The organism is Ideonella alba (assembly GCF_018069845.1).
Taxonomy (GTDB): domain Bacteria; phylum Pseudomonadota; class Gammaproteobacteria; order Burkholderiales; family Burkholderiaceae_C; genus Ideonella; species Ideonella alba.
The window spans coordinates 19,435-46,379 of record NZ_JAGQDD010000029.1 but is presented as its reverse complement, the minus strand read 5'-3'; the positions used below and the strand labels follow the sequence as shown (position 1 = coordinate 46,379).

19 protein-coding genes and 1 tRNA gene are annotated in these 26,945 nt (G+C 70.4%); 18 read left to right on the top strand and 2 right to left on the bottom strand.

Going from position 1 to position 26,945, the window contains the following annotated elements; translation table 11 throughout:
* Positions 1–208: 208 nt before the first annotated feature.
* From flgG to KAK03_RS23495, 10 genes are read left to right on the top strand one after another with little or no spacing between them, the layout of a single operon-like run.
* Positions 209–991, top strand: a complete 783-nt coding sequence (flgG, locus tag KAK03_RS23540) for a flagellar basal-body rod protein FlgG (protein WP_210857123.1) — start codon at positions 209–211, stop codon at positions 989–991.
* 8 nt (positions 992–999) lie between these two features.
* Positions 1,000–2,058, top strand: a complete 1,059-nt coding sequence (locus KAK03_RS23535) for a flagellar hook-basal body complex protein (protein WP_210857122.1) — start codon at positions 1,000–1,002, stop codon at positions 2,056–2,058.
* 20 nt (positions 2,059–2,078) lie between these two features.
* The gene (locus KAK03_RS23530) at positions 2,079–2,804 is read left to right on the top strand and encodes a flagellar basal body L-ring protein FlgH (protein ID WP_210857121.1); all 726 of its coding nucleotides are present in this window, start codon (positions 2,079–2,081) and stop codon (positions 2,802–2,804) included.
* An 11-nt stretch (positions 2,805–2,815) separates the two neighbouring features.
* Positions 2,816–3,958, top strand: a complete 1,143-nt coding sequence (locus KAK03_RS23525) for a flagellar basal body P-ring protein FlgI (RefSeq protein WP_210857120.1) — start codon at positions 2,816–2,818, stop codon at positions 3,956–3,958.
* Positions 3,959–3,968: 10 nt separating this feature from the next.
* Positions 3,969–4,847 (top strand): flagellar assembly peptidoglycan hydrolase FlgJ, encoded by an 879-nt coding sequence (gene flgJ, locus KAK03_RS23520; protein WP_210857119.1) that lies wholly within the window; start codon positions 3,969–3,971, stop codon positions 4,845–4,847.
* A 13-nt stretch (positions 4,848–4,860) separates the two neighbouring features.
* Positions 4,861–6,825 (top strand): flagellar hook-associated protein FlgK, encoded by a 1,965-nt coding sequence (flgK, locus tag KAK03_RS23515; protein WP_247661380.1) that lies wholly within the window; start codon positions 4,861–4,863, stop codon positions 6,823–6,825.
* Positions 6,826–6,851: 26 nt separating this feature from the next.
* Positions 6,852–8,048, top strand: a complete 1,197-nt coding sequence (flgL, locus tag KAK03_RS23510) for a flagellar hook-associated protein FlgL (protein WP_210857118.1) — start codon at positions 6,852–6,854, stop codon at positions 8,046–8,048.
* Positions 8,049–8,108: 60 nt separating this feature from the next.
* Positions 8,109–9,317: an EAL and HDOD domain-containing protein gene (locus KAK03_RS23505; protein WP_210857117.1), complete on the top strand. Its 1,209-nt coding sequence runs from the start codon at positions 8,109–8,111 to the stop codon at positions 9,315–9,317.
* A 58-nt stretch (positions 9,318–9,375) separates the two neighbouring features.
* A complete protein-coding gene (locus KAK03_RS23500) occupies positions 9,376–12,300 on the top strand; it encodes a PAS domain S-box protein (RefSeq protein ID WP_210857116.1) in 2,925 nt (974 codons plus the stop codon).
* A gap of 40 nt (positions 12,301–12,340) precedes the next feature.
* Positions 12,341–13,003, top strand: a complete 663-nt coding sequence (locus KAK03_RS23495) for a response regulator (protein ID WP_247661379.1) — start codon at positions 12,341–12,343, stop codon at positions 13,001–13,003.
* A 121-nt stretch (positions 13,004–13,124) separates the two neighbouring features.
* Here KAK03_RS23495 and KAK03_RS23490 read toward each other — a convergent pair whose 3' ends face one another.
* Positions 13,125–14,705: a sensor histidine kinase gene (locus tag KAK03_RS23490; RefSeq protein ID WP_210857115.1), complete on the bottom strand. Its 1,581-nt coding sequence runs from the start codon at positions 14,703–14,705 to the stop codon at positions 13,125–13,127.
* 143 nt (positions 14,706–14,848) lie between these two features.
* Between KAK03_RS23490 and KAK03_RS23485 the strand changes: the two genes are divergently transcribed.
* The 6 genes from KAK03_RS23485 (at position 14,849) to KAK03_RS23460 (ending at position 22,567) form a co-directional block, all read left to right on the top strand.
* Positions 14,849–15,265, top strand: a complete 417-nt coding sequence (locus tag KAK03_RS23485; protein ID WP_210857114.1) for an Hpt domain-containing protein — start codon at positions 14,849–14,851, stop codon at positions 15,263–15,265.
* Positions 15,262–17,484, top strand: a complete 2,223-nt coding sequence (locus KAK03_RS23480; protein WP_310738718.1) for a putative bifunctional diguanylate cyclase/phosphodiesterase — start codon at positions 15,262–15,264, stop codon at positions 17,482–17,484. The genes KAK03_RS23485 and KAK03_RS23480 overlap by 4 nt, the downstream gene beginning before the upstream one ends.
* Positions 17,485–17,516: 32 nt before the next feature.
* A complete protein-coding gene (locus KAK03_RS23475; RefSeq protein ID WP_210857112.1) occupies positions 17,517–19,304 on the top strand; it encodes a GGDEF domain-containing protein in 1,788 nt (595 codons plus the stop codon).
* A gap of 184 nt (positions 19,305–19,488) precedes the next feature.
* The gene (locus KAK03_RS23470; protein WP_210857111.1) at positions 19,489–20,226 is read left to right on the top strand and encodes a M48 family metalloprotease; all 738 of its coding nucleotides are present in this window, start codon (positions 19,489–19,491) and stop codon (positions 20,224–20,226) included.
* A gap of 181 nt (positions 20,227–20,407) precedes the next feature.
* Positions 20,408–22,216: a hypothetical protein gene (locus KAK03_RS23465; RefSeq protein WP_210857110.1), complete on the top strand. Its 1,809-nt coding sequence runs from the start codon at positions 20,408–20,410 to the stop codon at positions 22,214–22,216.
* Between the two features lie 9 nt (positions 22,217–22,225).
* Positions 22,226–22,567, top strand: a complete 342-nt coding sequence (locus tag KAK03_RS23460; RefSeq protein ID WP_210857125.1) for a methyl-accepting chemotaxis protein — start codon at positions 22,226–22,228, stop codon at positions 22,565–22,567.
* Between the two features lie 82 nt (positions 22,568–22,649).
* Here KAK03_RS23460 and KAK03_RS23455 read toward each other — a convergent pair.
* A tRNA-Ser gene (locus tag KAK03_RS23455) sits at positions 22,650–22,736 on the bottom strand.
* A 100-nt stretch (positions 22,737–22,836) separates the two neighbouring features.
* Here KAK03_RS23455 and KAK03_RS23450 point away from each other — a divergent pair.
* Both KAK03_RS23450 and KAK03_RS23445 read left to right on the top strand, forming a co-directional pair.
* Positions 22,837–24,264 (top strand): 3' terminal RNA ribose 2'-O-methyltransferase Hen1, encoded by a 1,428-nt coding sequence (locus KAK03_RS23450; RefSeq protein WP_210857109.1) that lies wholly within the window; start codon positions 22,837–22,839, stop codon positions 24,262–24,264.
* A 12-nt stretch (positions 24,265–24,276) separates the two neighbouring features.
* Positions 24,277–26,826, top strand: a complete 2,550-nt coding sequence (locus tag KAK03_RS23445; RefSeq protein WP_210857108.1) for a polynucleotide kinase-phosphatase — start codon at positions 24,277–24,279, stop codon at positions 26,824–26,826.
* Positions 26,827–26,945: the final 119 nt, after the last annotated feature.

The following is a 26,945-nucleotide window of genomic DNA, read 5'->3' as shown; positions in this document are numbered from 1 at the left end:
GTGGTTCTGACTGGAGCCACCCTCTTGGAGGGGGGCTGGGGGGAGCCCAACGTTCGGGGCCTTGGCCCACAGCGGCCAACGGCCGCTGTGGGCAGCAAACCGCCGCCCAAGCCCGCAGATGCCCCCCCAAACCCCGGCTTTTCGCGGCTAAGCAGGCCTCAAGTTCCCGGGATCATCGTGTCATCCCCCTGAATGGGAGCAGTACACCATGATCCGATCACTCTGGATTTCGAAGACCGGGATGGAAGCCCAGCAGACGCAGCTGGACCACATCTCCAACAACCTCGCCAATGCCGCGACGAATGGCTACAAGCGTTCGCATGCGGTGTTCGAGGACCTGATGTACCAGAACCTGCGCCAGAGCGGCGCCGCCAGTTCCGAGCAGACCCAGTTGCCCACCGGCCTGCAGGTCGGCCTGGGCACGCGGGCGGTAGCCTCGGCGCGGGACTTCTCGCAGGGCAACCTGCAGCAGAGCTCCAACAACCTGGACGTGGCCATCAACGGCAACGGCTTCCTGCTGGTCACGCTGCCCGACGGTGGCACCGGCTACACGCGCGACGGTGCGCTGAAGATGGATGCCCAGGGCCAGATCGTCAACAACTCGGGCTACGTCGTCCAGCCCGGCATCACCATCCCGGCGAACGCGCAGAGCGTGTCGATCAGCCCCAGCGGCCAGGTCAGCGTGACGCTGCCGGGCCAGGCCACACCGCAGGTGCTGGGCCAGTTCTCGATGGCCTCGTTCGCCAACCCGGGCGGCCTGGAGCCGCGCGGCCAGAACCTCTTCACCGAGACCGCCGCGTCGGGCACGCCCAATGCCGCGGTGCCCGGCACCAACGGCCTGGGCACGCTGCAGCAGGGCTACCTCGAGACCAGCAACGTCAACATGGTCGAGGAGCTGGTGACGATGATCCAGACCCAGCGCAGCTACGAGCTGAACTCCAAGGCCATCTCCACCTCCGACCAGATGCTCCAGCGTCTGGCGCAACTCTGAGGCCTGCCATGATGCGTCGCCTGGCTGCCGCGTCGATCGCCACCATCGTCATGCTGGCGCTGGCCGCTTGTGGCGGCGGCGATGTCGACCAGCCGGTGGGCCGCATCCAGGCCCAGCAGATGCCCGTGGCCGCGACCGCGGTCGAGACCGGCCGCGCGCTGGACCTGGCGATCGAGGGCGATGGCCAGTTCGTCTGGCGCACCGGCAGCGGCCAGACCGTCTACAGCCGCGAGGCCAGCCTGGGCCTGGGTGCCGACGGCCTGGTCAACCGCAGCGGCGCGCGCCTGATGGGCCTGGCGCCCGGCAGCAGCGATGCCGCCGCGCTGGTGCCGCTGACGGTGCCGGAGCTGATGTCCTCGCATGCCACCACGGGGCTGTCCCTTGAGTTCAACCTCGACTCGCGCCTGAGCGTCACCGACCTCGGATTCACGCCGCGCATCGACTTCGCCAACGCCGGAACCTACAACCACGCCACCTCGGCCGAGGTTTTCGACGGCAACGGTGTGTCGGTGGCACTGGTCGTCTATTTCCAGAAGCGTGCCGACGACCAGTGGAACGTCTATGTCAACGCCAATGGCGCGACGGTCGCTGGCACCGCAGACGACCCGCAGCCCGTTGTCACCTTGAGCTTCCTGCCCGACGGCAGCACGCCGTCGCCCAGCTCGACCACGCTGAACGTCCCGTCTTCGGTCAATGCCCAGGGAATGACCACGCAGCCCATCGCAGGGCTTGCCCTGGATCTGTCGCGTGCGACCCAATATGGCTCGTTCTTCTCGGTGACCGACGTGCGTCAGGACGGCTACGCCGCGGGTCGCCTGGTCAGCCTGCTCGTCGAAAGCGGCGGCGGCCTGACGGCCGAGTATTCGAACGGCCAGCGCGCCGACCGGGGTCGGATCATGCTGGCCCGCTTCGCCGGCACCGAGCGCTTCATGCCCACCCCCCAGGGCTGGCAGCAGGTGTCGGGCGCTGCGCCGGTCATCACGGCGCCGGGCCTGGGCCTGAACGGCACCTTGCGCACCGGCGCGCTCGAGACCGACGCCCAGCTGCGCAGCCACACCGGCCATTGATTCCTGCAGGACACACGACCATGTCGATCACCCTCACCCGCCTCCTGCCCGCGCTGACGCTGGCGGCCCTGGCCGGTTGCACCACCATCTACCCGACCCCCCAGGTCGACTTCGCCCACGCCACCGCCCCCGCGGCACCGGCCAGCGGCCCGAGCGCGTTCCCCGAGCTGCAGCCGCTGCCGTACACCGCCCCGGTCGCGATGGGCGGCAATGGCGCGATCTACCAGGCCGCGGCCTACCGTCCGCTGTTCGAGGACTACCGCGCGCGCATGGTGGGCGACACGCTGACGATCAACATCGTCGAGAACGTCAGCGCCACCCAGACCGCCAACAGCACCGTGGGCAAGACCGGCAAGGTCGAGTCCAGCGCCTCGTCGCTGAGCGGTCTGTCGGCGCTGGGGCTGTCGCGTCTGGGCATCTCGGGCAGCAGCGCCAACAACTTCGAAGGCAAAGGCACCACCGCCACCACCAACCAGTTCAGCGGCACGATCACCGCCACCGTGGTGGGCGTGCTGCCCAATGGTCACCTGCTGGTGGCCGGCGAGAAGCAGGTGGGTGTCAACCAGCGCGTCGATGTGCTGCGCTTCACCGGCCAGGTCGATCCGCGTGCCATCGCGCCGGGCAACACCGTGCAGAGCGCGCAGATCGCCAATGTCCGCATCGAGAACCGCGGTCGCGGTGCGATCGAGGATGCCCAGGGCATGAACTGGCTGGGCCGCTTTTTCCTGAACCTGCTGCCGATCTGATGAGCCTCGTGATGAACGCGCCCGACCGTACCGAACGACTGCTGCGCCTGGCCGCCATGCTGGCGGCCGTGATGGCCAGTGCCGCCCTGTGGTGGCCCTGGCCCGCACAGGCCAGCCAGCGCATCAAGGAAGTCGCCTCGGTGCAGGGCGTGCGACCCAACCAGCTGATGGGCTACGGCCTGGTGATCGGCCTGGACGGCACCGGCGACCAGACCACCCAGACGCCGTTCACCGCGCAAAGCGTCAACTCGATGCTGCAGCAGATGGGCGTGACCGTGCCGGCCGGCGCCCAGATGCAGTTGAAGAACGTGGCGGCGGTGCTGGTCACGGCCACGCTGCCGCCCTTCGCCCAGCCGGGCCAGCAGATCGATGTGAGTGTGTCGTCGATCGGCAATGCCAAGAGCCTGCGCGGCGGCAGCCTGGTCGCCACCGCGCTCAAGGGTGCCGACGGGCAGATCTATGCGATGGCCCAGGGCGGCCTGATCGTGGGTGGCGCGGGCGCGTCGGCCGGCGGCGCCAAGGTGCAGATCAACCACCTGGGCGGCGGTCGCATCCCGCAGGGCGCCACGGTGGAGCGCGCCGTGCCCACGCCGCTGCTGGTGGGCGAGTTCGTGCAGCTGGACCTCAGCTCGGGCGACTTCGCCACCGCCAATGCCGTGGCCAAGGCGATCAACGGCGCCAAGGGCGAGGGCACGGCCCAGGCCATCGACGGCCGCGTCGTGCGCGTGCGCGCACCGCAGGACAGCGCCCAGCGCGTGGCCTTCCTGGCCGAGGTCGAGAACCTGCCGCTGACGCTGGAGAAGCCCGCCGCCAAGGTGGTGCTCAACCCGCGCACCGGCTCGATCGTGATGAACCAGAGCGTCACGCTGGCGCCCTGCGCCGTGGCGCACGGCAGCCTGGCGGTGACGATCAGCTCGACCCCGCAGGTCAGCCAGCCGGGCGCGCTGTCGGGCGGTCAGACCGTGGTCACCGAGAAGAACGACATCCAGGTCACCCAGCAGGGCGGCCAGGTCATCAACGTGCCCGCCAGCGCGCAGCTGGCCGACGTGGTCAAGGCGCTCAACGCGCTGGGTGCCACGCCCCAGGACCTGCTGGCCATCCTGCAGGCGATGAAGTCGGCCGGCGCGCTGCAGGCCGAGCTCGAGGTCATCTGAGGCAAGCGCCATGGCCGCCATCCCCACCACCTTCCAGAACGCCGCGCGCACCGGATTCGGTGATGCCCGGGGCGTTGAATCGCTGCGCCGGCAGGCCGCAGCTGACCCGAAGACCGCGGTGCGCGAGGCCGCCAAGCAGTTCGAATCGCTGTTCATGCAGGAACTGCTGAAGACCATGCGCCAGGCCTCCGAGCCCGGCCAGGACGGCAGCTTCGACAACGAAGGCAGCAAGCTCGGCCGCGAGATGCTGGATGCGCAGTGGGCGGCCAAGGTGGCCGGCCGCCCGGGCGGCCTGAGCGATGTGATCGCCCGCCAGCTTGAGCGCAACATGGGCCTGCAGCCCGGTCCGATTCCCAAGCCCGACACCACCTCCACGCCCATCGGCGCGGCCCAGCCCAGCGGCATCCCCACGCAATCGGCGGCCGACTTCGTCGCCCGCCACACCGCCTCGGCCCAGGCCGCCGAGGCCAGCACCGGCATCCCGGCCACCTTCATGGTGGCGCAGGCCGCCCATGAGAGCGGCTGGGGCAAGAAAGAGATGAAGGCCGCCGATGGCAGCAACACCTTCAACCTTTTCGGCATCAAGGCCAGCCCGAACTGGAAGGGCGCCACCGCCGACGTGGTGACCACCGAGTACATCAACGGCACGCCGCGCAAGGTGGTGCAGAAGTTCCGCGCCTACAGAAGCTACGCCGAGTCCTTCGCCGACTACGCCAGCCTGATGAAGAACAGCCCGCGCTATGCCAAGGTCGTGGCCGCCGGTGCCGATGCCAAGGGCTTCGCCCAGGGCCTGCAGAACGCCGGCTACGCCACCGACCCCGCCTACGCCAGCAAGCTCGGCAAGGTGATCAACACCACGCTGCGCCTGCAGCGCAGCCTGAGCGCCTGAAGGAGAACCTGGCATGTCGACCTCCGGATTGATGGCCATCGGCCTGCGCGCCATGCTGGCCAACAGCGCCGCCTTGCAGGTCACCGGCCACAACATCGCCAACGCCGGTGTCCAGGGCTATTCGCGCCAGTCGGCGATCCTGGCCACCAACACCGGCCAGTTCACCGGTGCGGGCTTCTTCGGCAAGGGCTCGAACGTGGTGGACGTGCGCCGCGCCCACGACCAGTTCCTCACCGCCCAGGCGCATGCCGCGGCATCGCTGTCGAGCATGGACGGCATGCGCTCGGTCCAGCTGCAGCAGCTGGAAGATGTGTTCCCGCCCGGTACCGCCGGCATCGGCTATGCGATGGGTGAGTTCCTGAACGCCGCCGCCGACCTGGCCAGCGTGCCGGCCGACGGTTCCGCGCGCCAGGTCTACCTGGCCCGTGCCGCCGACGTGGCGGCGCGCTTCTCCAGCGCGGCCGGCCGCATCGAGGTGCTGCAGGACGGCGTGCGCTCCGACCTGGCCAGCTCCGCCGAGACCGTCAATGGCCTGGCCCAGGACATTGCCACGCTGAACGACCGCATCGCCTCGGTCTGGTCGCTGGGCCAACGCCCCAACGACCTGCTCGACCAGCGCGACGAGCTGGTGCACCAGCTCAGCCAGTACCTGCAGGTCAGCACCATCGAAGCCGACGACGGCACGCTGGGCGTGTTCATTGCCGGCGGTCAGCGCCTGGTGCTGGGCACCGAGGCCTCAAAGCTCAGCGTCGGCCCGGACCCCGCTGATCCCAGCCGCGCGGCCCTGTCCCTGGTGTCTGCCGGCGAAACGCTGCCGATCGACGACCAGATGGTCACCGGCGGCTCGATCGCCGGCCTGCTGCGCTACCAGAACCACGACCTGGTGGACATGCGCAACCAGCTGGGCCAGATGGCCACGGTGTTCGCCGCCAAGATGAACGACCAGCAGGCCATGGGCCTGGACCTGGGCGACCCGCCCGGGGCCGGCGCGGCGCTGTTCGGCATCACCGCACCGACCGTGGTGCCCAACCGCAACAACGCGCGCGACGGCAATGGCGACCTGATCGCCACCGTCAACGTCGACATCGCCGACGCCACGCTGCTGCAGGCCAGCGATTACGAGCTGACCAACGACCCCGACAACCCGGGCCAGTTCCTGCTGAAGCGGCTGACCGACGGCCTGACCCGCAGCATTGTCGACGGCGACACGGTGGACGGCTTCACCGTCAGCGTGCCGCCGCCCGGTCTGCAGGCCGGCGACCGCTTCCTGCTGCAGCCGGTCGGCCATGCCGCCACCGGCATGGCCCGTGTGCTGGACGACCCGGACGGCATTGCCGCGGCAGCGCCGGTGACCGCCACCATGGGCGACGCCAACACCGGCACCGCCACCGTCGCCTCGCTGAAGGTGGTCAGCACCGGCATCGACCCCAACCTGAGCGTGGCGATCAGCTTCAATGACGACACCGGGAACTACGACTACAGCATCACCGACGCCAGTGGCACGGTGGTCGACAGCGGCAGCGGCGCCTGGGTGGCCGGCCAGCCGATCGCCTTCAACGGCTTTGAGCTGCGCCTGAACGGCGTGCCCAAGACCGGGGACACGATCAGCATCGCCAAGACCCAGTTCCCCGCCACCAACAACGGCAACGCGCTGCAGGTGGCGGCGCTGCGCGACGAGCGCTTCGTCGGCCGCACGATGCGCCAGGACGGCAGCATCGCCGAAGGCGCCACCCTCACCGACGCCTACGCCAACACCATGTCGGACATCGGCGTGCGGGTGCAGAGCGCCAAGACCGCCGCGCAGATCTCCGAATCGGCCTACACCCAGGCGACCGATGCCGTGACCTCCAAGGTCGGCGTCAACCTGGACGAAGAGGCCGCGATGCTGCTGCAGTTCCAGCAAAGCTACCAGGCAGCCGCCAAGGTGCTGCAGGTGGCGCAGCAGGTGTTCGACACCATGCTGCAGCTCGGCCAGTGACCGAGTGACCTTCCAGGAGTCCATCCATGTTCCGCGTCGCCACCCTGAATGCCTACGACAAGGTGATCAACACGCTGCAGAAGCGCCAGCAGGACCTGGTCGAGGCGCAGCAGCAGCTCACCAGCGGCAAGCGGGTGCTGCACGCCAGCGACGACCCGGTCGCCGCGGCGCGGGCCGAGCGGGCGCGCGCGCTGCAGCAGCGCTCCGAGGCCAACCAGCGCGCGGTGGACGCCAGCAAGAATTCGATGACGCTGACCGAGTCGGCACTGGGCGATGCCGGCGAGCTGTTGCAGCAGGCGCGTGAGCTGGTGGTGGCCGCCGGCAACGCCAGCTACAGCGATGCCCAGCGCCAGGACGTGGCCAAGCAGCTGGCCGAGATCCGCAAGCAGCTGATGAGCGTGGCCAACCGCGGCAATGGCGCCGGCGGCTTCGTCTTCTCGGGCCAGGGCACCAGCCAGCCGCCGTTCCTGGATGCCCCGGGCGGCGTGGCCTACACCGGCACCGGCGGCCAGGTGGAAGTGGCCTCGGATGAGCAACTGCCACTGACCTTCGACGGCCGCCAGGTCTGGATGGGCGCACGCACCGGCAACGGCGTCTTCGAGACCCGCAACCTGGGCAGCAGCAGCGCCTGGATCGACGCCGGCCGGGTGACCGATCCGGCCCAGATCACCGGCTCCACCTACAGCGTCAGCTTCAGCGTGGTCGGCGGTGTCACCACCTACAGCGTCTTCCAGGACGGCAATCCCACGGCGCTCAGTGGCCAGCCCTACACCTCGGGCCAGGCGATCACGATCGACGGCATGTCCTTCGCCGTCAACGGCACGCCGGCCGATGCCGATGCCTTCGAGATCACGCCCTCGGCCGTCGGCCTGTCGGTGTTCGATGCGCTGGACCGGGTGGTCAATGCGCTGAAGACGCCGAACCAGACCCCCACCCAGGTCACCCAGGCCGTGCAGACCGGCCTGCGCGACGTGGATCAGAGCCTGGGCCAGCTGCAATCGTCACGCAGCCTGGCCGGCGAGACGCTCAACCGCATCGAGGGCGTGCAGGCCCGGGTCACCGACCTGAAGCTGTTCGCCAAGACCACCGAGTCCGACGCCGAAGACCTGGACGAGACCCAGGCGATCTCGGACTTTGCCAACCAGCAGACCGGCTACCAGGTGGCCTTGCAAACCTACGCGACTCTGCAGAAGATGTCGCTGTTCCAGTACATCAACAGCTGAGCGGCCGACCGGCCTTGACCTGCGCGGGCCGGTTCGTCGTCCACCCAACCCTGTTCAGCCATGTCTGCCCCTGTGCTCGACCACCTGATCCTGGCGGGCAGCGCGCTGTTCGACGCGCGCCGCCAGCCGTCCATCGCCCGCCTGACCGTGCACCCGCTGCCTGGCGGCCCAGCGCCGGACCCCGAGGCACTGGCAGCGCTGCTGGCCGGGACCTGGCCCGCCGACGCCGGCCCGATCGCCCTGAACCTGACCAGCGAGACCTGGCTGCGTGCCCTGCTGGACTGGCTGGAGCGTGCCGGCGTGCAGGCGCACTGGCTGGTGGAGCTGCCAGCCTTCATGCTGGCCGATGCGGCCACCACCGACCGTCTGGCCACCTTGTCCTCGCACGGCCAGGGTCTGGTGCTCAAGGGCCGGCCGCTGGCACCGCTGGCGCCCGAGCAACTGCGCAGCTTCAAGCTGGCGGTGATCGATGTCGACGAGGAACGCCGCGTGCCGGGTGAGGCCTCGCCGGCGGTGCCTGCACGGTCGCTGCCCTTTGCCCAGTCGGGCGTGCACACACCGGCCGAGGCCTCCGCCGCGTTCAAGCGCGGCGCCACCGCGGTGGTGGGCTGGCCGCTGGGCGACCCGCCGGTCGGCGGCACGCAGCGGCGCGACTTCCCCGGCGCGGTGAGCACCGTGGCCGAGCTGATGCAGCGCCTGGACCGCGAGGAGCCGGTGGGCCGCCTCGACGAGGTGCTGCGCCGCGACCCGGCGCTGGCCTTCCGGCTGATCCGCTACATCAATTCGCCGGGCTTCGGCCTGTCGGTCGAGATCACCTCCTTCCAGCACGCCATCATGGTGCTGGGCTACCAGCGCCTCAAGCGCTGGCTGGCGCTGCTGCTGACCAGCACCGTCGACAGCCCCGACCTGCAGCCGATGATGCATCTGGCCGTGCGCCGTGGCCTGCTGATGGAGGAGCTGGCGCGCCTGCAGGGCGACGAGACCCTGCGCAACGAGGCCTTCATCTGCGGCGTGTTCTCGCTGCTCGACCGCATGCTGGTCCAGCCCTTCACCCAGCTGCTGTCCAAGCTGCCGGTGCCCGAGCGCGTGGCCCTGGCACTGCTGGATGGCGCGGGCGCCCATGCCCCGGGTCTGGCACTGGCCCAGGCGGTGGAGGCCGGGCTGCCCTATGACATCGAGGCGGCGATGGAGTCGCTGTTGCTGACGCCTGGCGAGTACAACGAGGCGGTGCTGAAGTCGCTGGCCGCGGCGCGACAGCTGCAGGGCTGAGGCGCGCTGCCCGCACAGGCGGGCGACGCGTACACTCGTCGCAGCCCTGCTGCGCGACATGAGTTCCATCCTCCGCTCCTCCTCCATTCCCCTGGGCGCCGCGCGCGCCCCCCGGCCCTGTGCCGACACCGATGTCGAGGCCCTGCTGGAACTCAGCCCGCAGGCGCTGCTGATGTTCGACGAGCGGGGCCAGGTGCTGCGCAGCAACCCACCCCTGCGCCGTCTCGCCGGGCACGCCACCGAGCGCGTGGACCAGCTGCCCCCGGTCCTGCAACAGCTGCTGGGCTGGCCTGGCGACCTGCCACGCCCCGGTGCCCCGCGCGAGCTCGACGGCTTCGTCGACGGCCAGGACGGCCTGCGCCACCGGCTGCGCGCCCGCATCACCGCGCTGGCCCCGATGGAGCAGGGCGCGCGCTGGCTGGCGTCGTTTGACGACCGCAGCATCGAGGACGAGCGCGACCTCTCCAGGCTGGAGATCGCCGCGCTGATGGGCGACGCCGAGGTCGGCCTGGCCTCCTGGGACGCCGCCCGCGGCTGGGTGCCTCGGCCGGCCACCTCGGCGCGCCGGGCGGTTGGCGCCGCCGCAGGCGCGCCCTCGGCGGCGATCACCTCGGTCAGCAAGGAGCTGGTCGAGCCGGATTCACTGCCCGAGTACGAGCGCCTGCAGCGCGCGCTGCGCCAGCGCGAACGGGTGGAGGTGCGCTACGCGGTGCAGCATCCGCAGACCGGGCAGCGCTGGTTGATGTCGCGCGTCGAGCCCGGCGAGCTGTCACCGGGGCGCGCCGCCTTCAGCGTGATGACGCTGGACGTCAGCCAGGAGGAGGGCGCGCGCCGGCGCAACGAGCAGCTGCTGCGCGAGCTGACCGCCATCCTCGACGAGAACCCGGCCGGCATGGCCTACTTCCTGGGCCCGGGCCTGGTGCGCTGCAACCGCCGTTTCGAGCTGCTGCTGGGCCTGCCCGAGGGCAGCGCCCGCGGCGCCACGCTGGGCGAGCTGCTGCTGCGCGGCGGCGTTGCGCCCGAGGTGGTCGACGCCACGCTGGCCGCCTTCGTGCGTGACGACCGTTGCGCCACCGAATTCAGCCCCGGCGAGGTCGGCGGCAGCGGGCGCTGGTACGCGCTGGCGCTGCGCCGCTCGGGCGACATCGGCCGCGGCGCCGACGAGACCGTGGCGGTGCTGACCGACATCACCGAGCTGCGCCAGCGCGAGGCCGAGATGGCGGCGCTGGCGCGCGAGCGCGAGCTGATGTTCAGCCTGTCCGACGTGGGCATCGTCTACCAGCGCGACGGCCGCATCGAGCGCGCCAACCAGGCGATGGAAGAGCTCAGCGGCCACGACCAGGCCAGCCTGCAGGGCATGCCGCTGTCCGAGCTGTTCGCCGACGAGGCCAGCTACCTGGCGCACAGCGCCAGCGAGCGGCGCGACCTGGCCACCTCGGGCCGCCACAGCGCCGAGCGGCAGCTGCGCCGGCGCGACGGCCGCAGCCTGTGGGTGCTGTCCAGCCAGCGCCTGGTCGACACCGCCAACCCGCGCGCCGGCAGCATCTGCTCCTTTGTCAGCGTGGACGACCGTCGGCGCGCCCGCGAGCAGGTGCTGCTGCAGGCCGACCGCACGCGCGCCATCCTCGATTCGGTGCTGGTGGGCATCGTCAGCGTCGACGACCGCGGCATCGAGTGGATGAACCGCTCGGCGCGGCGCATGTTCGGCGGCGAGCTGGCCGATTTCGTCGGCCAGCAGATCGGCACCGTGGCCACCGCCGAGCCCGACCACCCGCTGCGCCGCACCGACTGGCTGACCACGCTGGAAGAAGGCCAGGCCGAGACCTTCGACTGCCGCCTGAAGGCGCGCGATGGCCGCGAGTTCTGGGTGGTGGGCAATGTGGTGGTGACCGGCCGCGAATCGCAGCAGCGCCAGCTGACCTTCGCGCTGATGGACATCGACAGCCGGCGCGAGGCCGAGGTGCAGATCGCCCGTGCCCGCGCCAGCCTGCAGCGCATCATTGAAACCGCACCGCTGGCCATTGCGCTGTTCGAGGCCGACAGCCACAAGGTGGTGCAGCTCAACCAGATGATGTCCGAGTTCGCCGGCCAGCCGCTGGCGCGGATGCAGGACCAGCCGCCGCTGCGCTGGCTGCCGGCCGATCTGGCCGAGCCGCTGGTGGCCGACCTGGACCGCGCCGCGCGCACCCACGCCAGCGTGCACCGCGAACTGCTGCTGCCGGCCACGCCGGGCCAGGCGCCGCGGGTCTGGGATGTGCGCATCGTGGCGCTGGACGCCCGCGGCGAGGTGCCCGAGCAGCTGCTGCTGGTGGCCGGCGATGTCACCGAGCAGCGCGCCGCCGACCAGGCGCGGCTGGAGGCCGCCATCGCCCAGCGCGAGATGCTGGTCAAGGAGGTCCACCACCGCATCAAGAACAACCTGCAGGGCGTGGCCGGCCTGCTGCAGCAGAACGCCCAGCGCCACCCCGAGGCGGCTGCAGCCATCGCCGAGGCGGTCAGCCAGGTCCACGCGATCGCCCAGGTGCACGGCCTGCAGGTCGGCATCAGCGGCCCCTTGCGGGTGCGCAACGTGGTGGAGGCGATCTGCGGCTCGGTGCAACGCATGTTCGGTCGGCCGATCAGCGTGACCATCGACGGCGCGGCGCCGCACCGCTTCGCGCTCAGCGAGGCCGATTCCATCCCGATCGCGCTGACCGTCAACGAGCTGCTGACCAATGCCATCAAGCACAGCGGCGCCGGCGGCGCGCTGGGCTGCCAGGTGCACTTCGGCGAGCAGGAGGTGTCGATCGCGGTGGTCAACGACGGCCGGCTGCCCGAGGGCTTCCAGCTCTCGGCGGTGCCCACCGGCATCTCGGGCCTGGGCCTGGTGCGGGCGCTGCTGCCGCGCAAGGGCGCCGCCCTGGCGCTGGAGCAGCAGGGCGGCAGCGTGGTGGCCGCGCTGCGCCTGCAGCCGCCGGCGGTGTCGCTGCTGGCGCCGCTCTGAGCGGCCCCACGGGCGGCGCGGTTTGGGCGAGAATCCGCAGATGACAGCTGAGGTGATGCAGGGCAGCAAGGGCAAGGTGCTGGTGGTCGACGACGACCGCCTGGTGCTGGCCACCGTCACCCACGGCCTGTCGCAGGCCGGCTTCGAGGTGATCGACGCCGACAACGGCGATGACGCGATCCTGCTGGCCCGCGAACACCGCCCCGACCTGGCCCTGCTTGACATCCGCATGGAGGGCAAGACCGGCTTCGATGTGGCCGACTACCTGCGCGAGTCGCTGGGCACGCCCTTCATGTTCCTGTCGGCCTTTGCCGACAGCGCCACCGTGCAGCGGGTGCGCGAACTCGGCGCGGTGGCCTACCTGGTCAAGCCGCTGGACGTGGCGCAGATCGTGCCCACGGTGGAGGCGGCGGTGTCGAATGTGCGCCGCGGCGGCGCCCCGCGGCCGGTGCCGGCCGGTCCGGCGGCAGCCCCGGTGGCGACGCCGGTGGTCCCGGTCGTGGCCGCCCCCGCCGCGCCGCGTGATCTGCTGTCCGACCCGCTGCCGCTGGCGGTGGGGGTGCTGATGCACCGCTACTCGATCACCCGCCACCAGGCGCTGGAGCGCCTGCAGCGCCTGGCCGACGCCGACGGGCGGTCGCTGGCCATGCACGCCGCGGCGCTGGTCGACGCGGCCGAGCTGCTGGCCCGGCACGCCGACTGAGGGCGGGCAGGCGTCCGTGCCACGGCCTGCGGGCCTGGCGCCGCCGTCATCACGGCATCGGCTGCTTGCCTCCCATGTCCAGGCTCCCCGCTTCACGCAAGAACCTGTTGACACTTCACATCTAGCCGCCGATCGTGAAGTAGAAGCGGGCCCCCTGGCCCACCTCCGACTCGGCCCAGATGTCACCGCCATGGCGCCGCAGGATGCGCTTGACCGAGGCCAGGCCCACGCCGGTGCCCTGGAAGTCCTTGGGGCTGTGCAGGCGCTGGAACACGCCGAACAGGCGGTCGGCGAAGCGCATGTCGAAGCCGGCGCCGCGGTCGGCGACCACGTACACCGCCTGGCCGTCACGCGATTCGCGGCGGAACTCGATGTGGGTGGTCGGCGCCTGGCTGCTGTACTTCCAGGCGTTGCCGATGAGGTTGTCCATCGCGATGCGCAGCAGCGTGGGGTCGCCATCGACCACGATGCCCGACTCGATCTGCAGCTCGGTGACGCGCTCCGGATGCTCGCGCTTGAGGTCGTCCAGGATGTAGGTCACCAGCTGCGACAGGTCGACCGGGCGGCGCTGCAGCGGCTGCGACTGCAGGCGTGACAGCGCCAGCAAGGCGTCGATCATCGCGTTCATGCGGGCCGCAGCGGCCAGCACGCGGTCAAGGTGGTCGTTGCCGATGCGGTCGAGGAAGCGGCCGTAGTCCTCCTTCAGGATGCGGGCAAAACCATCGACCACGCGGATCGGCGCGCGCAGGTCGTGCGAGACCGAATAGGTGAAGGACTCGTGCTCGGCCGCGCTGACCGTGGCCTCGGTGGCCCGCGCGGCGCCGCGCAGCAGCATCACCTGGCCATGCTCGAAGCCGTGCACGTCCAGCGTCCAGTCACCGGCGGCGCAGGACGCGCCGGGATCCAGCTGCGCGGCGGCGTCGGCCAGCGGTGCGGGCAGCGCCTGGCGCACGCTGGGCCAGTCGCGGCCGCGGGCCGCCGCCGGCTCCAGCTGCAGCAGCTTGGCGGCTTCGTCGCTGAGCGCCTCGACCGCCCAGCCCTGGGCGCCTTCGCGCAGCACCAGCGCGGCCACGCCCAGGCCGGGCAGCAGGCTGGCCAGCGCGGCCTGGTCGAAGGCGCGCTGCTCCAGCTGCGACAGCGGCCTGGCACAGCCCAGGTAGCCGGCAAAGCAGCCATCGGCACCGTAGCGCGGCACGGCCCGCAGCGACCAGGGTTCGGGGTGCTCGCCATCCTGGCGCATGACCCGCACATCCAGCAGCGCGGCATGGCTGTCCAGCCGGGCCTCCAGGGCGCCCGGGTGGTCGAGCCGGAAGCGCTGGCCCAGGGTCAGGCCGGCGGGCAGGGTCTCGGCCCAGTCGGCCGAGGGCGCTTCGGGCGGCGGCCGCCACAGTGTCAGGTGGTGGCTGGGGTCGGTTTCCCAGTACCAGGCGTCGATCAGCTGTTCGGTGCGCTGCAGCGCCTGGCGCTGCTCGCTGAGCTGACGCTCGGCGTGCTGGCGGCCCCACAGCAGGCCGGCCAGCCCGCAGGCAGCGCCAAAGGCCAGCATCGGCAGCCAGGCCCAGGGACCGCTGGGGTCACCCACCCGCGCCTCGCTGCCGCCCCAGGGCGCCCAGGGCCACAGCAGGCCCGCCAGGACCAGGGCGACAGCCGCCCAGGTCAGCGACCTGCCGGGCAGTGCGGTGGGGCGCGGCGGCGGACTCATGCGACCGATTGTAAAGAGCCTGCGTGAGGCGCTGACAGTCCGCTGCCCGGTCCGGTCCTGCGTAAAACGACCGTCAGGCCGCCCATTTCCAGGTTGACCCGGGCCCGGGCTGGACGCATGCTTGCCATGTATATTGCCCGCTGATGTCGACCTCCTTGCCCCCTTTGTCCGCAGCCCTGGATGCCGCAAGCGCGCCCCCGTTGCGCCACGAGGCGCTGGCGGTGCTGCGGTCGCTCGATCCGGCCGGCGGCTCGATGTTCGTGCTGCGCGTGCTCAAGACCTACCTCGGCTCGCTCGACCGCTACCTGCCCGAGATCCAGGCCGCCCGCGGTCGCGGTGACACCGCGGCGTTGCGCATGGTGGTCCACTCGCTGAAGTCCTCCTCGCTGCAGATCGGTGCCGAGCCCTTCGGCCAGCTGTGCGCCGAGATCGAGCGCGATCTGGTCGCCCACGGCCTGGACAGCCCCGGCATGGACCAGAGGCTGGCCGTGCTGGCCGCTGATGCCGAGGGGATTCGTCGCCGCGTCGAATGGACCTTGGCTGCGGAGGCCGCGCGGTGAGCCAGCGCCATCAGATCCCCGGCATCCACCCGCCGGACCGGCCGCGGGTGCTGCTGGTCGACGACGACGAGGTCAACCTGATGCTGACGCGCGCCGCGCTGTCGGCCGAGTTCGACATCGTCGAGGCCACCAATGGCAATGACGCTTTGCGCATGGTCAGCGGCTGGGTGCCCGACCTGGTCGTGCTCGACGCGATCATGCCGGGCCTGGACGGCTTCGACACCTGCCGCGAGATGCGCAGCTACTACGGCTTCGAGCATGTCCCGGTGCTGATGCTGACCGGCCTGGAGGACGACGCCTCGGTGCAGCGTGCGTTCCAGGCGGGGGCCACCGATTTCTTCGTCAAGTCCAACCAGTGGAGCCTGCTGACCCAGCGGCTGCACTACATGCTGCGCACCGCCCGCACCAACCGCGAGTTGGAGCGCAGCAAGTCCAACCTCGCCCGCGCCCAGTACCTGGCGCGCATGGGCAGCTTCGACTGGTGGTACAGCCCCGACCTGCCGCTGGGCAGCGGCCTGGAGCTGTCCGAGCAGGCCTTGCGGGTGTTCGGCTACGGCCCCGAGGAACACCTGTCGCTGCGCGAGATCCTGCACATGCTGGACACCGCCGACCGGGTGGCGTTGTTCCGCCAGCTGCGCCTGGTGCTGCGCAACGTCAATGTCATCGCCAACGACATCCCGATGCACCTGCCGGACGGGCGCGACCGGGTGATCCACGTCGAGGCCGAACCCGAGTTCGGCGACCTGGGCCAGTGCATCGGCTACCGCGGCATCGTCCAGGACGTGACCGACCGCCGGCATGCCGAGGACAGCATCCGCCGCCTGGCCAGCACCGACGCGCTGACCACGCTGCCCAACCGCCGCCAGCTGATGATCCGCGCCGAGCGTGCGCTCGAGGTGGCCCGCGACCGCGGCCACCTGGTGGCGCTGCTGATGATCGACCTGGACCGGTTCAAGAACATCAACGACACCCTGGGCCACTTTGCCGGCGACGAGTTGCTGATCGAGGTCTCGGCCCGCCTGCGCGCCTGCGTGCGCCACTGCGACCAGTTCAATGACCTGGTGGTGGTCGAGACCGTGGGCAACCGCTCGCACCGCCAGCTCGAGGGCGTGGCCCGGCTGGGCGGCGACGAGTTCGTGGCGCTGCTGCCCGAGGTCCATGACGTGTCCGATGCCGAGCGGGTCGGCCGCCGCATCCTCGATGCGCTGCGCGAGCCGCTGTATGTCTCGGGCCAGGAGTGCTTCGCCACCGCCAGCATCGGCATCGCACTCTACCCGCGCGACGGCGAGAACGTCACCGACCTGATGCGCAACGCCGACGTGGCGATGTACGCCGCCAAGACCGCCGGCCGCAACAACTGCGTCACCTACGGTCCCAGCCTGGCCGGCCGCGGCCCCGAGATGCTGGAGCTGGAGACTGCGCTGCACAAGGCGATCGAGCGCGACGAGCTGCGCCTGTACTACCAGCCCAAGATCGACGTGGCCAAGGGCTGCGTCGTCGGGGTCGAGGCGCTGATGCGCTGGCAGCGGCCGGATCGCCTGGTCTCGCCGGCCGATTTCATCCCGCTGGCCGAGGAAACCGGCCTGATCGTGCCGATGACCGAATGGGCGCTGCGCGAGGCCACCCGCCAGGTGCGCGCCTGGCAGGACGAGTACGGCTACCTGGGCGGCGTCGCGGTGAACATGCCCAGCCGCATGTTCCACCGCAGCGACCTGCTGGAGCTGGTGACCAGCTCGGTCGGGGTTCACGGGCTGCGACCCGACCGCCTGCTCCTCGAGCTGACGGAAGGCACCCTGATGACCAACATCGACGCCATCCTGCCGACGCTGCGGGAGCTCAACGAGCTGGGCGTGCGGATCTCGGTCGATGACTTCGGCACCGGCTACTCGTCGCTGGCCTACCTGACCACGCTGCCCATCTCCGAACTCAAGATCGACCGCTCCTTCGTGCAGAACCTGGGTGTCACGCACAAGGGCAAGGCGGTCATCACCACCATCGTCGCGCTGGCGCGCGCGCTGGGGCTGAGCGTCATCGCCGAAGGCGTCGAGACCCAGGCCCAGGCCCACATCCTGCACCGCCAGGGCTGCACGACGATGCAGGGCTACCTGTTCAGCCGGCCGGTCGATGGGGCCTCGCTGGGCCCCTGGCTGCGCGACTTCCAGCTCGCCCCGATGGCCGAGGTGCCCGAGGACGACGAAGGCCAGACCGTCTCGGCCTGATCCCGCGCACTGCGCTTCCTGACCCCCTGCCGATGGCCGCCGCCGAGCCCCTGACCCCGGCCCAGATCGCCAAGGCCGCGCTGCGCCGCCTGGCCCTGGCCAAGCTGGAACCCACCCCCGAGAACTACGCCAAGGCCTGGGCCGAGGAGTCCGGCGAGGCCGCCGGCACGCTGCCGCCACGGGCCCGCGGCCTGATGGAGCGCCTGGCCGCGCGCGCCTGCGAGGACCCTGCCGCGCGCACCGAACTGGGCCGGGCGCTGGGTCGCTCGCAATGGGACGAGGCGCTGCGCCTGCTGGATCGCCAGGGCGACAGCGCGCTGGCCCAGGCGCGCGCCTGGGCGCAGCTGGTCGAGCGCCTGGCACGCGGCCTGGAGCGCGGCGGCAAGCACTGGACGCTGGCGCGCAAGAAGGACAGCCTGCAGCGCGTGCTGGAGTCCTCCAGCAGCGACAGCGCGCGCCTGCTGCACCGCCTGCGTCAGCTGGTCAGCGCCTGGGACAGCGACGAGCCGCTGCCCGCCGAGGCCGGCGACGACACCGCTGCCGATGCGCCGTCGGCCGATGAGCTCCCCCCGGTGGCGCACAGCAGCGAGCCCGCTGCCGCCGACGCCACCCGTCCGGGCACCGAGCCCGACCACTGGCCGCGTCTGGTCGAGCCGCTGCACGGCGCGCTGCTGGTGGCCCTGCCCGACGATTCACCGCGCGCCCGCGCGCTGGCCGATGAACTGGCCGGTCTGGCCGACCGCATCGCCGCCGAAGGCCCCAGCCCGGCGCTGGCCGCCGAGATCGGCGAAGCCTGCCAGCGCGCCCGCCGTTTGCTGGCGCACCGCCACCACCTGCTGGACCAGGTGCACCGCCTGAGCCGCGAACTGGCTGGCGGTCTGGCCGAACTGGCCGAAGACGACAGCTGGGTCCAGGGCCAGCTGCAGAGTCTGCAACTGACGCTGGACGAAGCCCCCAGCGCGCGTGCGGTGCAGGCCGCCAGCGGCCTGCTGGCACGCACCCGCGAGCGCCAGCGCAGCCTGCGCGGCGAACGCGACCTGGCGCGCCAGGCGCTGAAGGACCTGATCCAGCGCATGCTGGCCGAGCTGGGTGAGCTCGACGAGCACACCGGTCGTTTCCAGGACGGCATGCTGCGCTACGCCCAGACGATCGAGCGGGCCGACTCGCTGGAGAGCCTGGCCGGCGTGGTGCGCGAGATGGTTGACGAAAGCCGCAGCGTCCACGCCCTGGTCAGCAGCACGCGCGGCCGGCTGCATGACGAGCATGCACGCGCCACGCTGCTGGAGACCAAGGTCCGTGAGCTGGAACAGGAGCTGCGCCGCCTGTCCGACGAGGTGGCCACCGACCAGCTCACCCAGGTGGCCAACCGCCGCGGCCTGGTGGCCCAGTTCGAGCAGGAGCAGTCGCGCCTGCAGCGCGACGGTGGCGAGCTGGCCGTGGGGCTGCTGGACATCGACAACTTCAAGCGCCTGAACGACAGCCTGGGCCACGCCGCTGGCGACCAGGCCCTGGTGGCGCTGGCGCGGCACGTGCGCGCCTCGCTGCGACCGGTGGATGGCGTGGCGCGCTTCGGTGGCGAGGAGTTCGTCGTGCTGCTGCCCGGCACCGCGGTGGACGAGGCCGCCCGGGTGCTGACCCGCCTGCAGCGCGAACTCAGCGCCAGCCTGTTCATGCACGACGGCCAGGAGGTGTTCGTGACCTTCTCCGCCGGCGTCACCGCCTACCGCCCCGGCGAGGCGCTTGAAGCGGCGCTGGAGCGCGCCGACGAGGCCCTCTACGAGGCCAAGCGCACCGGCAAGAACCGCACCTGCATCGCCTGAGAGGCTGAGACGGCGCGCCAGCCTGTCGGGCGCGGGCAGGCGACCGCCGGGCAGGGCCCGGACGCTCCCCGGCCGCCAGGCGACGGTGCCGATTGCCGGGGGCTGGCACACTTGATGCGAACAGGGTCTTGGACCAGCGGTCAAGATGCGTGAGCCGCTGCCGACTGCACCCCAGGAGGTCCCCATGCCCCGTCCTTTCCTGCCCGCCATGATGTCCGTCGTGATGGCCGCGCTGCTCGGCCTGGCAGCGCCCGGGGCCCGGGCCGGGGAGACGATCGAGCAGGTGCTGCTGCGCTCCCAGGCCCAGCGCCTGGCCGAACGGGGCCCGGCGCTGAACCCATCCCCCGAGTCGGTGCAGAACCTGCGCACCAGTTTCGAGCGCCTGAAGGCCCTGGCGCCCCAATTGGCTGACGTGGAGCTGGTGCTGGTGGGCGGCGACCTGTACGCCGAGAGCCTGTTCGGCCGCCGTGCGGTGGCGGTCAGCCCGGCCGTGGGCGAACTGCCCGAGCGCGAGCGCCTGCTGATGCTGGCCCACGAATTGGGCCACCAGGCACTGGACCACTGGAACGCGCTGGCGGGCCTGTACCACCAGCACGTGCCGGCCGCGGTGCGCCGCGAACTGACCGACCCGGTGGCCGGCGTGCTGGGCCAGGAGGGCAGCGCGCTGAGCTGGCGCCACGAGTTCGAGGCCGACGCCTGGGGCTACCGCCTGGCGCGGCCGCTGGAGCTGGGGGTCGAGGATGCGGTGGGGCTGCTGCTGCGCCAGGGCCTGATGATCGACTCACCCACCCACCCCGGCACACGCCGGCGCCTGCTGCAACTGCGCATGCTCGAGAACGAGCTGACCGGTCAGCCGGTGCCCGAGCAGTTCCGCCTGATGCAGGTCAGCTGGCGCGGGGACGGCGCCGGCTCGGGGCGCTGAGCGCTGCGCTGCCCAGGTGCGCCGTCTGCATTGACGGGACGCCCTCTCGGGGCGCACATTAGCCGCCGGGTCGGCGGGCGTTCAGGATCCGACCAGAGAGCCCTGGGCTGCGGCCCTCCATGCACTCCGTGCAGGCGGCGCCATTCCTGGCCAGGTTGATCGATCGACAGGGAGAGCCTCCATGCGTTCGTACGGCCAAGCCCTCTTCATGCTGATGGGCCTCGGCGCGTTCGCGCTGGCGGCCGGCGCGGCAGACACCCCCCGGGCCGTCCCCCATGCGGCGGGACAGTTGCCAGCGCTGGCCGGACCCGCGGCGCTCCTGCAGCCTGGCTTCTCGCCTGAACTGGAACTGGGGCCGGAGACGGCAGCCGAACCCGTGTGCGACCGCTCGAAGGCGGCTGCCCTCATGGCGGCGCTGCGGGAAAAGGCCTCGGCAGCGTCACCGTCCGTGGAGATCGACTGCCCGCTCACCCTGCCTGAGGGCATGGTGATCACCAAGCGACTGATCTTCAAGGGCGCCAAGGCGTCCGGCGTGACCGTGACGGGCGCTGGCGTGAAGGGTGCGTTGATCGATGGCGGCCCGGGCACCTTCCACCACCAGTCCGGATTTGCCACCAAGATGGTCCAGATCGTTTCGGACAATTGCCACACCACGCCCACGGGCGAGGGGCGTTGCTCGCGCCCAGTGAATGTCACGCTGCGCAATCTCAGGATCCGCGGGTCCGTGGGCATCTCTGTTGCACCCGGCTTCGACATGCCTGACAAAGACTATGTCAGGAGTTTCCGGCTCAGCGCGCCGGCCAATGTCCTCTTTGATCGCGTGACGATCACGGGACTGGGGTTGCCCTGCGAACCCAACTCGGGCGACTGCAACCTGCTCTACCTGTTCGCGGGTGTCACCCACTTCCGGATGATCAATTCCGAGATCAATGGATCGACCAGCGACACGGCCGTGGCCATCTACCTCGACGACGTGGCCATGCGCAACACGTTTCGCAGCAACAGGATCCTGGCCCGGACCACGACGCGTGAGTCGATTTCGATCGATTCGTCGAGCGAGAACGTCTTCGTCAACAACCACATCCACGTCTCGTCGAAGGGTGGCATCTTCCTCTATCGCAATTGCGGCGAAAACGGCACGACGCGACGGGGAACGCCCCGAGACAACGCCCTGATCAACAACGTCTTCACTATCCCGTTCGGCAAGTTTCTGCCAGCTATCGTCGTGGGTTCTCGCAATGGCCAGGACACCCCGGCGAAGAACTGTCCGCCCAATGCCGTGGATCCCAATCCGTTCTTTGACCTTGCCCGCTTCAACGCTGTCATGCAGAACCGGGTGATCACGCTTCCCACGCGGCAGCCGTTTGGTCACCCGGACCTGATCGCTGGGTCAATCACCGCCAAGCACCCCGAGGTGAATACGCCGAACTTCATCAAGGAGAACGAGGTCGTTGAGCGCGCGAACCCGCGTCGGGCTGGTTGCTTCATCCGCCATGGCTATCCCGACTTCATCCGTGACTCGGAGTTCGTGAACGTCTTTCACAATGGCGACGGCGAGCCCTTCTGCACGGGGTTCCGCTACACCTGCCGCGATGGCGAGCTCGCCCGCTCCATCGACGCCTCCTGCCAGGCCAGTCAGATCGTCTCCACCCGCGTGCAATGTGTGGCGAAGGACAGCAACAAGGGGTGCCGCGACACGGTCACGGCGCCGCGCGGCAAGAAGCTGATCGGCTTCAAGGCTGCCTGCAATCTGGAGTTCGGCGACGTCTCAGACGCTGATGTCGATCAGGTGCCCGCCAACATGCTGAAGGTGCTGCGTGCCTCAGACAAACCCTCCGAGGGGCACTGCATCCTGGGCGGCACGTCCATCTCGACGGGCGAGGCCTCCGTCGGCGGACTGCTCGGGAAAGAGGACTTCGCCTTTGGCTGCGGCGAGAAGGATGCGAACGGCGGTGACTGCCAGATCAAGGCCAGGCTGTTCTTCCACTAGCGCCACCGCCTGGCCCCACGCGCGGCTGAAGCGGCGCGGGAGGTCAAGCGGCTCGTCATCGACAGCACGGAACAGGTCAGCAAGGGCTCGGAGAAGGTCACGCAGTCCGGCCGGGCGATCGAGCAGATCATGCAGGAGTCGCGCCGCATCAACGAACTGCTTGGCCAGATCGCGCGCGGCGCCAGTGAGCAGGCGGGCGGCGTGCGGCAAAGCACCACGGCGGTCCAGGAGATGGACTCGGCCACGCAGCAGAACGCCGCACTGGTGGAACAGACCGCGGCCGCGGCGGCCTCTCTGGCCGACCAGGCGCGCCGCATGGCGCAGCGCGTGCAGCAGTTCAAGCTGGCCTGATCCGCGGCCCCTCCGTCGGTGGCGCCGGGCGTGCCGACGGGCTTGAACCTGTGGGCGGACGGGCCGTGCCGGGCATGCGCTATGGAAGGCGTGGGATTCGAACCCACGGAGGGCTTGCACCCTCGCCAGTTTTCAAGACTGGTGCCTTAAACCACTCGGCCAGCCTTCCCCGGACATCAGCAGCGTAGTGTACGTTCCGCCCGACCCGTCGGGCGCAATGGCCCAGGACCGCATTGATAATGGCGCCCACAAGAAGAGGGGAGGCCAGCATGCTGCTTGCAATCACGACGACCCATCGTCCGGCGACCGACCTGGGCTACCTGTTGCACAAGCATCCCGAGCGCGTGCATTCGCGCCGCCAGTCCTACGGCGTCGCCCATGTCTTCTTTCCCGAGGTCAGCGAGGAGCGCTGTACCGCGGCCCTGTTCGTCGAGGTCGACCCGGTCGGTCTGGTGCGGGACCGCAAGGGGACGTCGGCCAGCGCCGCCCTGATGGACCAGTACGTGAACGATCGGCCCTACGCGGCCTCGTCCTTGCTGAGCGCGGCGATGGCCGACACCCTGGGCAGTGCGATGGGTGGCCGCTCGGCCGACCGGCCCGAGCTGGTGGGTGTGCCGCTGCCGCTGGTGTTCTCGCTGCCGACCCTGCCGTGCCGTGGCGGCGAGCGCCTGCTGCGCGCGCTGTTCGAACCGCTGGGCTACGAGGTCGATGCGCGGCAGCTGCCGCTGGACGAACGCTCCCCCTCCTGGGGGGCCAGCCCCTACTTCAGCGTGCAGCTGAGGACGACCGCGCCGCTGCACCTGGCACTGACGCATCTGTATGTGCTGATTCCGGTGCTGGACAACAGCAAGCACTACTGGGTGGGCGAGGACGAGGTGGACAAGCTGCTGGCCCGGGGCGAACCCTGGCTGGGCACCCATCCGCAGCGCGACCTCATCGTGCGCCGCTACCTCAAGCACCGGCGCAGCCTGGCCGACCTGGCGATCGACCGCCTGGTGGTCTCGGACGGCAGCACCGCCGAGGATGCCGCCACCGCGGACGGCACCGACGCGCCCCGTGGCGATGAGCAGGAGCACCGGCTGGAGCGCAGCCTGTCGCTCAACGAGCGGCGGCTGGAGGCCGTGGCCGCGGTGGTGGAGTCGCTGCAGGCCAGCAGCGTCATCGACCTGGGCTGCGGCGAGGGGCGGCTGCTCAAGCAGCTGTTGCCGATGAAGGGCGTGGTGCGGCTGACCGGCATGGATGTGTCCCACCGCAGCCTGCAACTGGCGCGGGAGCGACTGAACCTGGACCGCCAGCCCCAGATGCTGCAGGACAAGCTGAGCTGGCTGCACAGCTCGCTGGTGTACCGCGATGCCCGCTTCGCCGGATACGACCTGGCCACGCTGGTCGAGGTGATCGAGCACCTGGACGAGCCGCGGCTGGGCATGCTGTCGCGCGTGGTCTTCGAGTTCGCCCGGCCGAAGGCGGTGGTGGTGACCACGCCGAACGTGGACTACAACGCCCGGTTCCCTGCTCTGCCGGCGGGCCGGATGAGGCATCCGGACCACCGTTTCGAATGGACGCGACCCCAGTTCCAGGCCTGGGCGCAGCAACAGGCCGATCGCTTTGGCTATGCGGTGCGCTTCGAGGGCATTGGCGATGCGGATGCCCACCTCGGCGCGCCCACCCAGATGGCCGTCTTCACCCTTCAACCCTGAGGCAGGTGTCCCGTGCAGATCGACATTCCGGAACTCTGCCTGGTCATGCTCGTTGGCGCGACCGGCTCGGGCAAGTCCACCTTTGCCCGCCGCCACTTCCTGCCCACCGAGGTGGTGTCCTCGGACTTCTGCCGCGCGGCGCTGGCCGACGACGAGAACGACCAATCGGTCACCCAGGACGCCTTCGAGCTGATGCACTCGATCGTCTCCAAGCGACTGCGCCTTGGGCGGCTGACGGTGGTGGACGCCACCAATGTGCGGCCGGCGTCGCGGCAGGGATGGATCGAGCTGGCCAAGACGCACAACGTCCTGTGTGTGGCCATTGTGTTCGACCTGCCCGACCAGGTGCTGGTGGAGCGGCACGCGCAGCGCACCGACCGGCCCTTCGGTGCGCATGTCATCCGCCACCAGCGACAGGATCTGAGCCGTTCGCTGCGCGGGCTGGAACGCGAAGGCTGCCGGTACGTTCACGTCTTGAGGCAGGCCGAGCAGGTGGACCAGGCCACGGTGAGCCGGACGCGGCTGTGGACCAATCGCCGCGACGAGACCGGCCCGTTCGACATCGTCGGCGACGTGCATGGCTGTCTGGACGAGCTGCTGCAGCTCACGCAGCGCCTGGGGTACGCGCACACGCGCCAGGACGGCGGATGGCAGGTCCGCCATCCGCAGGGGCGCAAGCTGGTCTTCGTGGGTGATCTGGTCGACCGGGGGCCGGATTCGCCGGGCGTGGTGCGCTTCGTCCAGGGTGTTGTCGCCTCCGGCGCGGGTTTCTGCGTGGCCGGCAACCACGATGTGAAGCTGGCCCGGGCCCTGATGGGCAGGGACGTGCAGGTCACGCACGGGCTGGAGCGCTCGCTGGCGCAGCTGGCCGACGCGTCCGCGCAGGACCGGCGGGACATCGCCGCTTTCCTGGACGGGCTGGTCAGCCACTACGTGTTGGATGGTGGGCGGCTGGTCGTCGCCCACGCCGGGCTCACCGAGGAACTGCAGGGCCGCTCGTCGGCCCGCGTTCGCTCCTTCGCGATGTACGGCGAGACCACCGGTGAGACCGATGAGTTCGGGCTGCCGGTCCGCTACCCCTGGGCCAAGGCCTACCGCGGCCAGGCGATGGTGGTCTACGGCCACACGCCGGTGCCGCAGGCGGAGTGGCTCAACAACACCATCTGCCTGGACACCGGTTGCGTGTTCGGCGGCCAGCTGACGGCGCTGCGCTACCCGGAAAAGGAACTGGTCAGCGTGACGGCGGCGCGCGAGTACTACCCACCGATGAAGCCGCTCGTTGCTGCGGCGCCGCCGCTGTCGGCGCAACTGGCCGCCGATGACATGCTGGACATCGACGATGTCGGCGGCAAGCGCTACATCACCACCGAGGTCTACGGCACCGTCCAGGTCCGCGAGGAGAACGCGGCGGCGGCGCTGGAGGTCATGAGCCGCTTCGCCGCCGACCCCCGCTGGCTGATCTACCTGCCGCCCACCATGTCACCGGCGGAGACGTCGGCGGAGCCTGCGCTGCTGGAGCACCCGGCCGAGGCCCTGGCCTACTACCGCAAGAACGGTGTCGCCCAGGTCATCTGCGAAGAGAAGCACATGGGTTCGCGGGCGGTGCTCATCGTCTGCCGCGGTCCCGAGGTGGCGCTGCGCCGCTTCGGTGTCCAGGACGAGGGCATTGGCATCGTCCATACCCGCACCGGCCGGCGCTTCTTCGCCGACACGGCGATCGAGCAGGCGCTGCTGGCGCAGGTGGCCGAGGCTGCCGAGCGCGCGGGCCTGTGGGACGAGTTGTCCACCGACTGGCTGTGCCTGGACGGCGAGCTGATGCCCTGGTCGGCCAAGGCCATCGAGCTGATCCGCACGCAGTACGCGCCGGTGGCGGCATCCGGCAGCGAGATGCTGAGCAGCCTGCAGGACCTGCTCGGTCGGGCCGCCGCCCAGGGGCGCAGCGTGGAGGCGCTGCAGCGGGTCGTTGACGAGCGACTGTCATCGGTGAGGCAGTACCGCGACGCTTACGGCCGCTACTGCTGGGACGTGGGCGGTCTGGCCGACCTGCGGCTGGCGCCGTTTCACCTGCTGGCGGCCGAAGGGCGGACCTTCGTGGACCAGCCCCACGACTGGCACATGCGCACGCTGGCCCGGCTGGCCGCCGAGCAGCCCGCGCTGATCATCGCCACCCCGCACCGGGTGGTGAACCTGGACGACGAGGCGGCCTGCACGGCCGCGGTCGAGTGGTGGCGCTCGCTGACCGCACAGGGCGGCGAGGGCATGGTCGTGAAACCCATCGATTTCGTGACGCGCGGTCGCAAGGGCCTGCTGCAGCCGGCGATCAAGTGCCGTGGCCCCGAGTACCTGCGCATCATCTACGGCCCCGAGTACCTGCGGCCGGAGCACCTGGAGCGCCTGAGGGAGCGCAACGTCTCGGCGAAGCGCAACCTGGCGCTGCGGGAGTTCGCGCTGGGCATCGAGTCGCTGTCGCGCTTCGTCCGCCAGGAGCCGCTGCGGCGGGTGCACGAGTGCGTGTTCGGCGTGCTCGCGCTGGAAAGCGAGCCGATCGATCCGCGTCTGTAGCTAGTGTGCTGTCCCGCAGATAACCGCCCTATGGACGGGTCGAAACGGGGATGAGCCGTAGGCGCACGAGCGGGCAGATACCGGGCGGTATCTGCCCGGTTGGGCAACGCCCGGATCGC

Excerpts from the sequence above, each read along its gene's own strand:
- flgG (WP_210857123.1), top strand. The coding sequence starts at position 209 with ATGATCCGATCACTCTGGATTTCGAAGACCGGGATGGAAGCCCAGCAG.
- KAK03_RS23535 (WP_210857122.1), top strand. The coding sequence starts at position 1,000 with ATGATGCGTCGCCTGGCTGCCGCGTCGATCGCCACCATCGTCATGCTG.
- KAK03_RS23530 (WP_210857121.1), top strand. The coding sequence starts at position 2,079 with ATGTCGATCACCCTCACCCGCCTCCTGCCCGCGCTGACGCTGGCGGCC.
- KAK03_RS23525 (WP_210857120.1), top strand. The coding sequence starts at position 2,816 with ATGAACGCGCCCGACCGTACCGAACGACTGCTGCGCCTGGCCGCCATG.
- flgJ (WP_210857119.1), top strand. The coding sequence starts at position 3,969 with ATGGCCGCCATCCCCACCACCTTCCAGAACGCCGCGCGCACCGGATTC.
- flgK (WP_247661380.1), top strand. The coding sequence starts at position 4,861 with ATGTCGACCTCCGGATTGATGGCCATCGGCCTGCGCGCCATGCTGGCC.
- flgL (WP_210857118.1), top strand. The coding sequence starts at position 6,852 with ATGTTCCGCGTCGCCACCCTGAATGCCTACGACAAGGTGATCAACACG.
- KAK03_RS23505 (WP_210857117.1), top strand. The coding sequence starts at position 8,109 with ATGTCTGCCCCTGTGCTCGACCACCTGATCCTGGCGGGCAGCGCGCTG.
- KAK03_RS23500 (WP_210857116.1), top strand. The coding sequence starts at position 9,376 with ATGAGTTCCATCCTCCGCTCCTCCTCCATTCCCCTGGGCGCCGCGCGC.
- KAK03_RS23495 (WP_247661379.1), top strand. The coding sequence starts at position 12,341 with ATGACAGCTGAGGTGATGCAGGGCAGCAAGGGCAAGGTGCTGGTGGTC.
- KAK03_RS23490 (WP_210857115.1), bottom strand. The coding sequence starts at position 14,705 with ATGAGTCCGCCGCCGCGCCCCACCGCACTGCCCGGCAGGTCGCTGACC.
- KAK03_RS23485 (WP_210857114.1), top strand. The coding sequence starts at position 14,849 with ATGTCGACCTCCTTGCCCCCTTTGTCCGCAGCCCTGGATGCCGCAAGC.
- KAK03_RS23475 (WP_210857112.1), top strand. The coding sequence starts at position 17,517 with ATGGCCGCCGCCGAGCCCCTGACCCCGGCCCAGATCGCCAAGGCCGCG.
- KAK03_RS23470 (WP_210857111.1), top strand. The coding sequence starts at position 19,489 with ATGCCCCGTCCTTTCCTGCCCGCCATGATGTCCGTCGTGATGGCCGCG.
- KAK03_RS23465 (WP_210857110.1), top strand. The coding sequence starts at position 20,408 with ATGCGTTCGTACGGCCAAGCCCTCTTCATGCTGATGGGCCTCGGCGCG.
- KAK03_RS23450 (WP_210857109.1), top strand. The coding sequence starts at position 22,837 with ATGCTGCTTGCAATCACGACGACCCATCGTCCGGCGACCGACCTGGGC.